General features: G+C 63.0%; 12 protein-coding genes. 6 read left to right on the top strand and 6 right to left on the bottom strand.

Annotated elements, in window-relative coordinates; translation table 11 throughout:
• Positions 1 to 114 precede the first annotated feature (114 nt).
• Positions 115 to 384: a hypothetical protein gene (locus M2D63_RS15070; RefSeq protein ID WP_285863776.1), complete on the top strand. Its 270-nt coding sequence runs from the start codon at positions 115 to 117 to the stop codon at positions 382 to 384.
• A 77-nt stretch (positions 385 to 461) separates the two neighbouring features.
• On the opposite strand, the gene M2D63_RS15065 is transcribed toward M2D63_RS15070, so the two are convergent.
• Entirely contained in the window at positions 462 to 1,793 is a 1,332-nt protein-coding gene (locus tag M2D63_RS15065) for a DEAD/DEAH box helicase (RefSeq protein WP_285863739.1), read from the bottom strand.
• Between the two features lie 145 nt (positions 1,794 to 1,938).
• On the opposite strand from M2D63_RS15065, the gene M2D63_RS15060 reads away from it, so the two are divergent.
• Positions 1,939 to 3,240 (top strand): mechanosensitive ion channel family protein, encoded by a 1,302-nt coding sequence (locus M2D63_RS15060; RefSeq protein WP_285863738.1) that lies wholly within the window; start codon positions 1,939 to 1,941, stop codon positions 3,238 to 3,240.
• On the opposite strand, the gene M2D63_RS15055 is transcribed toward M2D63_RS15060, so the two are convergent.
• The 3 genes from M2D63_RS15055 to M2D63_RS15045 all read right to left on the bottom strand — a co-directional run bounded on the left by M2D63_RS15055 (position 3,181) and on the right by M2D63_RS15045 (position 5,304).
• The gene (locus tag M2D63_RS15055; protein WP_285863737.1) at positions 3,181 to 4,059 is read right to left on the bottom strand and encodes a carboxylate/amino acid/amine transporter; all 879 of its coding nucleotides are present in this window, start codon (positions 4,057 to 4,059) and stop codon (positions 3,181 to 3,183) included. The genes M2D63_RS15060 and M2D63_RS15055 overlap by 60 nt on opposite strands.
• A gap of 179 nt (positions 4,060 to 4,238) precedes the next feature.
• A complete protein-coding gene (locus M2D63_RS15050) occupies positions 4,239 to 4,838 on the bottom strand; it encodes an FMN-dependent NADH-azoreductase (protein WP_285863736.1) in 600 nt (199 codons plus the stop codon).
• A gap of 151 nt (positions 4,839 to 4,989) precedes the next feature.
• Positions 4,990 to 5,304, bottom strand: coding sequence for a 3-phosphoglycerate kinase (locus M2D63_RS15045; protein ID WP_285863735.1), 315 nt, complete (start codon positions 5,302 to 5,304; stop codon positions 4,990 to 4,992).
• Between the two features lie 49 nt (positions 5,305 to 5,353).
• On the opposite strand from M2D63_RS15045, the gene M2D63_RS15040 reads away from it, so the two are divergent.
• From M2D63_RS15040 to M2D63_RS15025, 4 genes are all read left to right on the top strand, one after another.
• Positions 5,354 to 6,277: a LysR family transcriptional regulator gene (locus M2D63_RS15040; protein WP_285863734.1), complete on the top strand. Its 924-nt coding sequence runs from the start codon at positions 5,354 to 5,356 to the stop codon at positions 6,275 to 6,277.
• A gap of 14 nt (positions 6,278 to 6,291) precedes the next feature.
• Positions 6,292 to 7,104, top strand: coding sequence for an alpha/beta fold hydrolase (locus M2D63_RS15035; RefSeq protein ID WP_285863733.1), 813 nt, complete (start codon positions 6,292 to 6,294; stop codon positions 7,102 to 7,104).
• Positions 7,098 to 7,655, top strand: a complete 558-nt coding sequence (locus tag M2D63_RS15030) for a peptidylprolyl isomerase (RefSeq protein ID WP_285863732.1) — start codon at positions 7,098 to 7,100, stop codon at positions 7,653 to 7,655. Before M2D63_RS15035 ends, M2D63_RS15030 begins: the two co-directional genes overlap by 7 nt.
• Before the next feature lie 68 nt (positions 7,656 to 7,723).
• Positions 7,724 to 9,556, top strand: a complete 1,833-nt coding sequence (locus tag M2D63_RS15025) for an ABC transporter ATP-binding protein (RefSeq protein ID WP_285863731.1) — start codon at positions 7,724 to 7,726, stop codon at positions 9,554 to 9,556.
• A 103-nt stretch (positions 9,557 to 9,659) separates the two neighbouring features.
• Here M2D63_RS15025 and M2D63_RS15020 read toward each other — a convergent pair whose 3' ends face one another.
• Positions 9,660 to 10,784: a GNAT family N-acetyltransferase gene (locus M2D63_RS15020; RefSeq protein ID WP_285863730.1), complete on the bottom strand. Its 1,125-nt coding sequence runs from the start codon at positions 10,782 to 10,784 to the stop codon at positions 9,660 to 9,662.
• A gap of 125 nt (positions 10,785 to 10,909) precedes the next feature.
• On the bottom strand, positions 10,910 to 12,223 hold the full coding sequence (locus M2D63_RS15015; RefSeq protein ID WP_285863729.1) for an OprO/OprP family phosphate-selective porin: 1,314 nt from the start codon (positions 12,221 to 12,223) through the stop codon (positions 10,910 to 10,912).
• Between the last annotated feature and the right edge of the window lie 92 nt (positions 12,224 to 12,315).

Raw genomic sequence — 12,315 nt, 5'->3', positions numbered from 1 at the left:
GGGCTGCAGGCCTGTATTGCCAGCCTTGGATTCGTCGAACACCTACTGGGGGCTCGACTGAACTTTGCGCGCCCGGGTGCGTTCAACCGCATAACCATGTCAGGGAGTTGCGCCATGAAGACCTTGTTGAACATCACTGCCGCCGCCAGTTTGCTGTTGGCCTTGCCCAGCTGGGCCTGCACGCTGGAGGAAGCCACGGAAAAACGCGAGGAACTGGCCAAGGAGGTTTCTCGACTGACGGAGCAGAATCCGCAGAAGGCCAAGGAAATCAACGAAGAATTGAAAGGGATGAAGCTGGACAGTGCCAGCCGGGATCTGCCTGACAAGTGTCAGCTGATCGATCGGCGCTTGCAGGAATTGCGCACGGCAGAGAAGCAGGTTTGAAGCCATCGCGGGGCCAGCCCGCTCCTACACAGCTATCTGTAGGAGCGGGCTTGCCCCGCGATGAGGCCTGAATGGCTTTACTCGGCAGCCGCCTCAGGCTTGCGACGCTTGAGCGGCGCCAGGCCGTCGGCGCTGGCCAGCGGTGCATTGCGCTTGGGCTTGGCGGTCGGCTTGCGTTTGGCCGCTGCCGTGGTCTTCTTGTCGCCCTTCTTGTCGGTCTTTTTCTTCTTCACCCCGGCCGCCTTGCCCGAGGCCTTGACCTTCTTCGGCCCGCCGTAGGTGCCCTTGACCTCCTTGATGACCCGGCGCTCGAAGCTCTGCTTGAGGTAGCGCTCGATGCTCGACATCAGGTTCCAGTCGTTGTGGCAGATCAGCGACACTGCCAGGCCTTCGTTACCGGCACGGCCGGTGCGACCGATACGGTGCACGTATTCGTCGCCACTGCGCGGCATGTCGAAGTTGATCACCAGGTCCAGGCCGTCGACGTCCAGGCCGCGGGCGGCGACATCGGTGGCGACCAGGATCTTCGCCCCGCCCTGCTTCAGGCGCTCGATAGCCAGCTTGCGGTCCTTCTGGTCCTTGTCACCGTGCAGGACGAAGGCCTTGTAGTCCTTGGCCACCAGGTGACCGTAGATGCGGTCGGCCATGACCCGGGTGTTGGTGAAGATGATTGCCTTGTCGTAGGTCTCGTTCGCCAGCAGCCACTGGACGATCTGTTCCTTGTGCTGGTTATGGTCGGCGGTGATGATCTGCTGGCGAGTGCCCTCGGCCAGCTGGCTGACGCTGTTGAGCATCAGGTGCTCAGGGTCTTTGAGCACTTTGCCGATCATCTCGCGCAGGCTGGCACCGCCCGTGGTGGCGGAGAACAGCATGGTCTGTTCGCGGTTCGGGCACTCGTTGCACAGGCGCTCGACGTCTTCGGCAAAGCCCATGTCGAGCATGCGGTCGGCTTCGTCCAGAACGATGACCTGGACATGCTCCAGCTTCAGGTTACCGGCATTGAGTTGCTCGAGCAGGCGGCCCGGGGTGCCGATCAGCACATCCGGCACCTTGCGCAGCATGGCAGCCTGTTCCTTGAAGTCTTCGCCACCGGTCACCAGGCCCGCCTTGATGAAGGTGAACTGGGAGAAGCGCTGGACTTCCTTGAGCGTCTGTTGCGCCAACTCACGGGTCGGCAGCAGCACCAGGGCGCGGATCTCGACGCGCTTCTGCTGCAGGTCGACCAGGCGATTGAGCAGCGGCAGGACGAAGGCTGCGGTCTTGCCGCTACCGGTTTGCGCCGTCACCCGCAGGTCCCGCCCTTGCAACGCCAGGGGAATGGCCGCTGCCTGCACCGGCGTCGGCTCGACAAAGTTCAGCTCGGCCACGGCTTTGAGCAGGCGTTCGTGCAGGGCGAATTGGGAAAACACGGGTGTACCTCGGGCATGGGCAAAAAATTCAGTTGCATAGGGTAACGTTTTCCGGCGTCGACGCCGAATTTCTTTTGCCCCCCGCCCGTCGATCCGCGCTCTAATACCCCCTGTTTTTCGAAATACGGACACTCCTCAACGCGTTATGGACATTCAACAGATGTGGCAAAACACCCTGGACCTCTGGGGCACGCTCGACCAACACCCGGTGTTGCACGCCGGCCTGGGCCTGACGGTACTGCTGGTGATCGCCCTGGTGCTGGGCCGGGTGGCGCGCTTCCTGATCCTGCACGCCGCCCGCCTGCTGGGGCGCCAGCCGGCCCTGCACTGGCTCAATGACCTGCGCCAGAACAAGGTCTTCCATCGCCTGGCCCAGACCACCCCGTCGCTGCTGGTGCAGTTCGGCCTGAAACTGGTGCCGGAGCTGAACGCCACCAGCCAGCATTTCCTCGGCAATGTGGCCCTGGCGTTCACCATCCTGTTCCTGACCCTGGCCCTCTCGGCCCTGCTCGACGCCCTGCTGGACATCTACGCCCGCACCGAACACGCGCGCACCCGCTCGATCAAGGGTTATGTGCAACTGGCCAAGATGGTGCTGTTCGTGTTCGCCGCGATCGTCATCGTCGCCACCCTGATCGACCGCTCGCCGCTGTTGCTGCTGTCGGGCCTGGGTGCCATGTCGGCGGTCATTTTGCTGGTGTACAAGGACACCCTGCTGTCGTTCGTGGCCAGCGTGCAGCTGACCAGCAACGACATGCTGCGGGTCGGCGACTGGATCGAGATGCCCCAGGTCGGCGCCGACGGCGATGTGGTGGATATCACCCTGCACACGGTCAAGGTGCAGAACTTCGACAAGACCATCGTCTCCATCCCCACCTGGCGGCTGATGTCCGAGTCGTTCAAGAACTGGCGCGGCATGCAGCAGGCCGGTGGGCGGCGAATCAAGCGCAGCCTGTTCATCGACGCCGGCGGCGTGCGCTTCCTGCGCCCCGACGAGGAGCAGCGCCTGGGTGAAGTGCGTCTGCTGAGCGACTACATCGCCCGCAAGCGCAACGAGCTCAAGAGCTGGAACGAGGCCCAGGGCAACGTCGCCGAGCTGTCCGCCAACCGCCGACGGATGACCAACATCGGCACCTTCCGCGCCTATGCCCTGGCTTATCTTAAGAGCCACCCGGACATCCAGCCGAATATGACCTGCATGGTCCGCCAGATGCAGACCACCGCCCAAGGCGTGCCGCTGGAGATCTACTGCTTCACCCGCACCACCGTGTGGGCTGACTACGAACGCATCCAGGGCGACATCTTCGACTACCTGCTGGCGGTGATGCCGGAGTTCGGCCTGAGCCTGTACCAGCAACCCAGCGGCAACGACCTGCGCGCCGGCCTGCTACCCGCGACCCTGCCCGGCCAGCACCGCACGCTCAGTGCCGAGACGGCCGAGCCATAGCGAAGCGAGGATCACCGCGCCACCGATGAACAGCCTGCCCAGGGGCTCGTGCTGGTTCCAGATCAGCAGGTTGAGCAACAGCCCCACCGGCACATGCAGGTTGTTCATCACCGCCAGGGTAGCGCCATTGACCAGGCAAGCGCCCTTGTTCCACCAGTACAGCCCCAGCGCCGTCGGGCACAGGCCGAGGAACAACAGCACCAGCCACTGCACGTCGGTGCTGGGCAGGTGCTGGCGGTTGCCGAAGGCCAGGAAGGCCGGCAGCACCACCAGCAAGGCACCCAGGTAGAAGTAGCCGAAGCGTCGGTAGTGCGGCAAGTCGCTGGGGTTGCGCGCGATCAGGTGGCGGTACAGCACCTGCCCGGCGGCGTAGGTGAAGTTGGCCAGCTGCAGCAGCAAAAAGCCCATGAAGAAGTCCGGGCTGATGCTGTCGAAACGGATCACCGCCGCCCCCGCCACCGCCACTAGTGCAGCCAGCAACGCCCAGGGGTTGAAGCGCCGGTTCAGGGCGTCCTCGATCAGGGTCACATGCAAGGGGGTGAGGATGGTGAACAACAGCACTTCCGGCACCGTCAGCACCCTGAAGCTCAGGTACAGGCAAACATAGGTGATGCCGTATTGCAGGGCGCCGATCAGCAGCATCGAGCGCATGAAGCGAGGCTCGACCTGGCGCCAGCGGGTCAGCGGCAGGAACACCAGCCCCGCCAGTAGCACCCGCGCCAGCACGGCGAAATAGCTGTCGACCTGCCCGGCCAGGTACTCGCCGATCAGGCTGAAAGAAAACGCCTGGATCAGCGCGACGATCAATAAATAGCCCATGGTTGCCCCTTGCTGTGGAGGCGGCGACCTTAGCTTTTCGTGGGGGTGGGGGCAACTGGTGATCGCGGGGCAAGCCCGCTCCTACAGGTTTTCTTCACGCCCACAAAAAAGCCCGGTCAATGACCGGGCAGGTACACCTAAGGAGCAACAGGTGTCAGGCGGGAAAGATCAGGTGCGACTCAAGCCACCGCAGCCAGCTGGGCCTTGGCCTGGTTCAAGCCTTTCTCGTGGAAGTCGCCGCCCATGTTCAGGCCTTCGGCATGGATGAAGGTCACGTCATGGATACCGATGAAGGCCATCACCTGGCGCAGGTAGGGTTCCTGATGGTCGCTGGTCGCACCAGCATGGATGCCGCCACGCGCGGTGAGGATGTAGGCACGCTTGCCGGTCAGCAGGCCTTGTGGACCGGTTTCGGTGTACTTGAAGGTGACACCGGCGCGCAGCACATGGTCCAGCCAGGCTTTCAGGGTGCTGGGGATGGTGAAGTTGTACATCGGCGCGGCCAGTACCAGCACATCGGCGGCCAGCACTTCATCGGTCAGTTCGTTGGAACGGGCCAGGGCCTTGAGCTCTTCGTCACTGCGCTGCTCTGCAGGCTTCATCCAGCCACCGAGCAGGTTGGCGTCCAGGTGCGGGACCGGGTTGACGGCCAGGTCACGCTGGGTGATGACGTCGGCCGGGTGTGCGGTCTGCCACTGGCTGACGAAATCACGGGTCAGTTGCCGGGAGATCGAATCCTGCTGGCGGGCGCTGCTTTCGATAACGAGTACACGGGACATGGTTGCCTCCATCGGCGAATGTGGTCAGTCGATGGAGGGAAGATTAATCAGTGACCGATCGATTAAAAAGCGTAAAATCTGGGTGCAATCTATCAGTTAATTTGTTTTATTTGCTCGATGCTCTACCCTCAACGGCAAGTCGTACCCCTGGCTACTGCGGTTTGCAGCTCAGGGCGATGCGCAGCTTGATGATTTCGCGGTTGAACTTGGCGGTGGCATCGACGCTTTTCTTCGCCGGTACCTGCACACGACGCACCCGCGGGGCTTCCGGCCCGTTGCGGAAGGTCACCTTGCACTGGGCGGCGACGTCACCATAGTTGTTCACGGTGATCGAGCCGATGTCGCGGTCGGTGTCGTAGGTGACGTAGTCGATCTTGACGCCTTCGATGGTCTTTTCCACATCGATGGGGTACGCCAGCGCGGTGAGCGGAAGCAGGGCCAGCAGTACTGCAAAACATTTCTTCATTCGACGCTCTCCATGAAAGAGCGCCAGCTTAGGACAACAGGAGCCGAAGATGAAAGCGCCGCGCGTTACCCTGGATCAGTGGCGGACCCTCCAGGCAGTGGTCGACCACGGTGGTTTCGCCCAGGCGGCAGAAGCGCTACACCGCTCGCAATCCTCGGTCAGCTATACCGTGGCGCGCATGCAGGACCAGCTGGGAGTGCCACTGCTGCGCATCGACGGACGCAAAGCGGTGCTGACCGAAGCCGGCAACGTGCTGCTGCGCCGCTCGCGGCAACTGGTCAAACAGGCCAGCCAGCTGGAAGACCTGGCCCACCACATGGAACAGGGCTGGGAAGCCGAGGTGCGCCTGGTGGTCGATGCTGCCTACCCCAACGCCCGCCTGGTCCGCGCCCTGAGCGCCTTCATGCCGCAAAGCCGTGGCTGCCGGGTACGCCTGCGCGAAGAGGTGCTGTCCGGGGTCGAGGAGGTGCTGCATGAAGGCATCGCCGATCTTGCCATCAGCGGCTTCAATATTTCCGGCTACCTGGGCACCGAACTCAGTTCGGTCGAGTTCGTCGCCGTCGCCCACCCGGAACACAGCCTGCACCGCCTGGGCCGCGAGCTGAGCTTCCAGGACCTGGAAAGCCAACTGCAGGTGGTGATCCGCGACTCGGGCCGTGCGCAACCCCGCGACGTTGGCTGGCTGGGCGCCGAACAACGCTGGACCGTGGGCAGCCTGGCCACCGCTGCAACCTTCGTCAGCAGCGGCCTGGGCTTTGCCTGGCTGCCGCGCCACCTGATCGAACGGGAACTGCGCGAAGGCCTGCTCAAGCCCCTGCCGCTGGATCAGGGTGGCAGTCGCCATCCACTGTTCTACCTTTATTCGAACAAGGACAAACCCCTGGGTCCGGCCACGCAGATTCTCATCGAGTTGCTGCGCAACTTCGACACCGCGCCGCTGGACGTCCCCTTCGCCGCCCCCGCCCAAGCCTGACAGGAATCACGCCCATGGCCTATTTCGAACATGAAGGTTGTTCGCTGCACTACGAGGAATACGGCCAGGGCGAGCCGCTGGTGCTGCTGCACGGCCTGGGATCCAGCACCCGGGACTGGGAAATGCAGGTGCCGGACCTGGCTCGGCATTACCGGGTGATTCTGATGGACATCCGCGGCCACGGCCGCTCCGACAAACCCCGCGAGCGCTACAGCATCGCCTCGTTCAGCGCCGACCTGCTGGCGTTGCTCGAACAGTTGCAGACCGGCCCCGTGCACCTGGTCGGCCTGTCCATGGGCGGCATGGTGGGCTTTCAGTTCGCCGTCGATCATCCCGAATGGCTGCGCAGCCTGTGCATCGTCAACAGTGCCCCGGAGGTCAAGCGCCGCACCCGCAGCGACTGGATCTGGTGGGCCAAGCGTTGGGCCATGGCCCGCCTGCTGAGCCTGGAAGCCATCGGCAAGGGCCTGGCCGCGCGCCTGTTCCCCAAGCCCGAACAGGCCGAACTGCGGCGCAAGATGGCCCAGCGCTGGGCCCAGAACGACAAGCGCGCCTACCTTGCCAGTTTCGATGCCATCGTCGGCTGGGGCGTCAGCGAACGCCTGGCGCAGATCAGCTGTCCTACCCTGGTGATCACCGCCGACCAGGATTACACCCCGATACAACTCAAGGAACGCTATGTCCGCCTGATTCCCCAGGCGCGACTGGCGGTGATCGAGGATTCGCGGCACGCTACACCCCTGGACCAACCTCAGGTTTTCAACCAGACGCTGCTGCACTTCCTGTCAGCGTCCACCACTTCTCAAGGAACATTGAGCCCATGCTGAAAAAACTCATGCTCGCCACCTGCTCGGTCGTCTTCGCCACCAGCCTGATGGCGGCCGACAAAGCGCCCCATGTCCTGCTGGACACCAGCTTCGGCCCGATCGAAGTGGAACTGGACCCGGTCAAGGCGCCGATCAGCAGCAAGAACTTCCTCGAATACGTGGACAGCGGCTTCTACAACAACACCATTTTCCATCGGGTGATCCCGGGCTTCATGGTCCAGGGTGGCGGCTTTACTGATCAGATGTCGCAGAAGGAAACCAAGGCGCCGATCACGAACGAAGCCAGCAATGGCCTGCACAACGTCCGTGGCACGCTGGCCATGGCACGCACCTCCGACCCCAACTCGGCTACCAGCCAGTTCTTCATCAACGTTGCCGATAACGATTTCCTCAACCCGGGCCGCGACCGCGGCTATGCCGTGTTCGGCAAGGTGACCAAAGGCATGGAGGTGGTCGACCAGATCGTCAACTCGCCGACCACCGTAAAGAGAGGCATGCGCGACGTACCGGCCGATCCGGTCTACATCAAGTCGGCCAAACGCATCGACTGAAACACCGGGGGCTCACAGGGACGTGACCCCAGGCCTTAAGGTCGAACCAGACAGGAGTTACCCTTTCCATGCTGTTCCGCCGTTTCGAAAAGTTGATCGATATCTTCCGTGAGGCGCCCACGGCGGCGCCGCCCAGCACGGTCTGGCCGTTTTACCTGTACTACCTGCGCCAGGTCTGGCCCAGCTTTGCCGCGCTACTGGTGATCGGTTTTATCGGCGCGCTGATCGAAGTGGCGCTGTTCAGTTACCTGAGCCGGATCATCGACCTGGCCCAGGGCACCCCTTCCAGCAACTTTTTCAGCGACCACGCCGGCGAGCTGCTGTGGATGCTGGTCGTGGCGCTGATCCTGCGCCCGGTGTTTCTCGCCCTGCATGACCTGCTGGTGCACCAGACCATCAGCCCGGGCATGACCAGCATGATCCGCTGGCAGAACCACACCTTCGTGCTCAAGCAGAGCCTGAACTTCTTCCAGAGCGACTTTGCCGGACGTATCGCCCAGCGCATCATGCAGACCGGCAACTCGCTGCGCGACTCGGCGGTCCAGGCCGTGGATGCCCTCTGGCATGTGCTGATCTATGCCATCAGCTCGCTGGTGCTGTTCTTCGAAGCCGACTGGCGCCTGATGCTGCCGCTGCTCGCCTGGATCGCCAGCTACATCGGCGCGCTCTACTACTTCGTGCCACGGGTCAAGGAACGCTCGGTGATCTCCTCGGACGCCCGCTCCAAGCTCATGGGGCGGATCGTCGACGGCTACACCAACATCGCTACCCTCAAGCTGTTCGCCCATACCGAACACGAACAACAGTACGCCCGCGATGCCATCAGCGAGCAGACCGAGAAGACCCAGCTCGCCGCCCGGGTGGTCACCAGCATGGACGTGGTCATCACCAGCCTCAACGGCCTGCTGATCGTCACCACCACGGGCCTGGCCCTGTGGCTGTGGACCCAGTCGCTGATCACGGTCGGTGCCATTGCCCTGGCCACCGGCCTGGTGATCCGCATCGTCAACATGTCCGGCTGGATCATGTGGGTGGTCAATGGCATCTTCGAAAACATCGGTATGGTCCAGGATGGCCTGCAGACCATCGCCCAGCCGGTCACCGTCACCGATGTGCCGAACGCCCCGGCGCTCAAGGTCGAACGCGGTGCGGTCAAGTTCGAGAACGTGGGCTTTCACTACGGCAAGGGAAGCCGGGTCATCGACGGCCTGAACCTGGACATTCGCCCCGGCGAAAAAATCGGCCTGATCGGCCCGTCAGGTGCTGGTAAATCGACCCTGGTCAATCTGCTGCTGCGCCTGTACGACCTGGAAAGCGGGCGCATCCTGATCGATGGCCAGGACATCGCCCGGGTGACCCAGGCCAGCCTGCGTGCGCAGATCGGCATGATCACCCAGGACACCTCGCTGCTGCACCGCTCGATCCGCGACAACCTGTTGTACGGACGCCCGGATGCCAGCGAAGCCGCGTTGTGGGAAGCAGTACGCCGGGCGCGGGCCGACGAGTTCATTCCGCAATTGTCCGACGCCCAGGGCCGCACCGGCTTCGATGCCCATGTCGGTGAGCGCGGGGTCAAGCTGTCCGGCGGCCAGCGCCAGCGCATCGCCATTGCCCGGGTACTGCTGAAAAACGCGCCGATCCTGATCATGGACGAGGCGACCTCGGCGCTGGATTCGGAAGTCGAGGCGGCGATCCAGGAAAGCCTGGAAACCCTGATGAAGGGCAAGACCGTGATAGCCATCGCCCACCGCCTGTCGACCATTGCCCGCATGGATCGCCTGGTGGTGCTGGAAAAGGGGCGGATCGTCGAGATGGGCAGCCATGCCGAGCTGCTCGCTCACCAGGGGCTGTATGCCCGATTGTGGCATCACCAGACTGGCGGGTTTGTCGGTATCGATTGAAGCACCTGTAGGAGCGAACTGTGGGAGCGGGCTTGCCCCGCGATTGCGTCACACCACATCGCGGGGCAAGTCGAATCGTCGCACCGCCACTCCCACAGGGTCATCAAGCCTGGCGGTACGGCAACGCCGCCCTGGCCTCCTCGGCATACGCCATCACCCCCGCCCGCTCCTGTTCAAGGAACTCCACCACCGCCCGGCGCAAGCCCGGGTGCAGCAGGTAATGCCAGGAGCGGGTAATCACCGGCTCAAAGCCCCGGATCAGCTTGTGCTCGCCCTGCGCCCCGGCATCGAAGCGCTGCAGGCCTTCGGCGATGGCGAAGTCCATGCCCTGGTAGAAGCAGGTTTCGAAATGCAGCCGGTCGAATTCATCCACACAGCCCCAGTAGCGGCCATACAGGCTGTCGCCGCCCACCAGGCTGAAGGCCATGGCCACGTCGCGTCCGGCCTGGCGCGCCATGACCACCCGGATCGCTTGAGGCATGCGCTCGGCCAGCAGGCTGAAGAACGAGCGCGTCAGGTACGGCGCACGACGGCGCACGGCGTAGGTATTGGCATAGCAGGCAAAGACGAAGTCCCACTGTGCCTCGCTCAGCTCATCGCCGCGGTACCAGCGAAATTCGATTCCCTGCCCCGCCACCTGCTCACGCTCCTTGCGCATCTGCTTGCGCTTGCGCGAGCTGAGGCTGTCGAGGAAGTCCTGGAAGTCCCGGTAGCCCTGGTTGCGCCAGTGAAACTGACAGCCAAGGCGCTCCATCCAGCCCTCACGCCCCCGCATCACGGCATCGCCGTGCTCATCGGTGAAATTGATGTGAGCGCCTGACAGCCCCTGCTCGAACAATTCTGCAGTCAGCTGGTCGACCAGCTCGGCGGCCGCCTCGGGATTACCCAGCAGCCGCGCACCGGTCACCGGGGAAAACGGCACGGCGCAAAGCAGTTTCGGGTAGTACGCAATTCCCGCCCGCTCGCAGGCATCAGCCCAGCCATGGTCGAAGACATACTCGCCATAGGAATGGCTCTTCACATAGGCCGGCAACGCGGCCAGTAACTGACCCGCGGTATCGGTCAACAACCGATGGGCCGGAGTCCAGCCTGTGCGCGAAGAAACGCTGCCACTGTCTTCCAGGCTGCTCAGGAAGGCATGGCGCAAAAAGGGTTGCTCCCCCGGCACCAGGGCATCCCAGTGCTGTGGGGCAAGATCGGCGAGGTGAGACAAGGTCAGGGTAGGCATTGGCGCAGTCTGCCTCGTCAGGCGCGCGAAAAAAAGCCCAGTGGGAGCGGGCTTGCCCCGCGATTGCGTTTTGTCGGGCAAATCGCAATCGCGAGGCAAGCTCGCTCCCACAGCAGCGGTGTTGCTTAGAACACGTATTGCGCGCGCATGACGAAACCATCGCCGCTGTCGTCGCCGGCAGCGTTTTCGGCGTTGTCGACCTTGGACTTGACGTACACGCCGCTGAGTTTGATCGACTCGTTGGCGTACCAGTTCAGACCGACGTTGTGCACCTTGCCTTCGACATCGTCGATGTTGGCGAACGCGCCGTTGTCATCGTCGGTGCTCAGGTGATCGTAGCGGTAGAACACTTCCCAGGCGCCGATCTGCTTGTTCGACGGCTTGATGCTGTCGAACTTGCCGAGTTTGTAGCCACGGGCTTCACCGGTGAGGGTGTAGGCCAGTTGACCGTAGTAGCCTTCGGACTTGATGTCGGAGAAGGCAGCGCTGTCAGCCTCGGTGTCACGTTTGATGTATTCGCCCTGTACCGAGAATGGCCCCATGGCCCAGGCGGCTTCCAGGTTCCAGGCCATGTCGGTGTCGTAGGCACCGACCGGGGTGTTGTTCTGGCCGCCGAGCAGCAGGCGGTTGCCGTTGCTGCCGGCATCCTGGCCACCGTCGGTGCTCACGCCACGCATGCCCAGGCGGCTGCGGATACGGCCGTCGAATGCGGTGTCGGACAGATCGCGCTGGGCGTAGTTGATACCGAAGTGCAGGACATTGCCGGTTTCGTGCATCGGGGCGAATACGCCGCGCAGGTTGAACTGCTTGGTGCTGTCGCCATCCTTGTCCTGGTTGGTGGCGTCCTTGGCGAACACACCGACCGAACCGTACAGCGACTCACCGGCGTTACCCGATACCTGCAGGCCCATGCCGCCGTTGTGGGCGTTGGTCCAGTCCACCAGGTCGTAGGCGGCGGTACGCTCCTGGGCGGTGACCCACTTGGAGCTGGTGGCCTTTTCCAGACCGAACTCAGGGTCGAAACGACCGACCTTGATCTGCACCGGCTTGAAGCCGTTGTAGGCCAGCGAGGCTTCGTCGAAGTAACCGTCTTCGCTGCGGTTGTCACCGCCGGAGTTGTGCGAGAAGTCGTAGGCGATCTGGTAGGCCCAGTCGGTGTACATCACACCACCCAGCTCCAGGTAGGCACGGCGGAAGTAACCGGCGTCGGCAGTGTTGCCGTTGTTGGTGTAGAAACCGTCGAAGCGGCTGTAGTCGGCCTGGACACGACCGCCCAGCTTGAAGCTGAATTCCTTGTCGGTAGTAGCGACCTCGAGGCCACCTTTGGTCTTGACTACGATATCGGCGCCGTCGGTGGTTACGGTACCCGCGAAAGCCTGGGCGGTTACGGCCATGGCCAAGGCGCTGGCTGCGAAACCTGCGAAGTGCTTACGGATCATCGAAGTAGCTCCCCTACTGTATGGTCTTGAAAGTGTTGGAAAAACACGCGGCCAGGGCCACTTGTGCTGGGGAGGAATCTTGGCGGGGGGTT

The organism is Pseudomonas sp. BJa5, from assembly GCF_030272875.2.
Taxonomy (GTDB): domain Bacteria; phylum Pseudomonadota; class Gammaproteobacteria; order Pseudomonadales; family Pseudomonadaceae; genus Aquipseudomonas.
The sequence above is the reverse complement of the archived record's forward strand: the minus strand, read 5'-3'. Positions and strand labels throughout refer to the sequence as shown.

What these genes read in the sequence shown, in the direction of transcription:
- M2D63_RS15045 (WP_285863735.1), bottom strand. Translation starts at nt 5,304, where the DNA reads ATGAAGAAATGTTTTGCAGTACTGCTGGCCCTGCTTCCGCTCACCGCG.
- M2D63_RS15070 (WP_285863776.1), top strand. Translation starts at nt 115, where the DNA reads ATGAAGACCTTGTTGAACATCACTGCCGCCGCCAGTTTGCTGTTGGCC.
- M2D63_RS15030 (WP_285863732.1), top strand. Translation starts at nt 7,098, where the DNA reads ATGCTGAAAAAACTCATGCTCGCCACCTGCTCGGTCGTCTTCGCCACC.
- M2D63_RS15040 (WP_285863734.1), top strand. Translation starts at nt 5,354, where the DNA reads ATGAAAGCGCCGCGCGTTACCCTGGATCAGTGGCGGACCCTCCAGGCA.
- M2D63_RS15055 (WP_285863737.1), bottom strand. Translation starts at nt 4,059, where the DNA reads ATGGGCTATTTATTGATCGTCGCGCTGATCCAGGCGTTTTCTTTCAGC.
- M2D63_RS15025 (WP_285863731.1), top strand. Translation starts at nt 7,724, where the DNA reads ATGCTGTTCCGCCGTTTCGAAAAGTTGATCGATATCTTCCGTGAGGCG.
- M2D63_RS15035 (WP_285863733.1), top strand. Translation starts at nt 6,292, where the DNA reads ATGGCCTATTTCGAACATGAAGGTTGTTCGCTGCACTACGAGGAATAC.
- M2D63_RS15020 (WP_285863730.1), bottom strand. Translation starts at nt 10,784, where the DNA reads ATGCCTACCCTGACCTTGTCTCACCTCGCCGATCTTGCCCCACAGCAC.
- M2D63_RS15060 (WP_285863738.1), top strand. Translation starts at nt 1,939, where the DNA reads ATGGACATTCAACAGATGTGGCAAAACACCCTGGACCTCTGGGGCACG.
- M2D63_RS15050 (WP_285863736.1), bottom strand. Translation starts at nt 4,838, where the DNA reads ATGTCCCGTGTACTCGTTATCGAAAGCAGCGCCCGCCAGCAGGATTCG.
- M2D63_RS15015 (WP_285863729.1), bottom strand. Translation starts at nt 12,223, where the DNA reads ATGATCCGTAAGCACTTCGCAGGTTTCGCAGCCAGCGCCTTGGCCATG.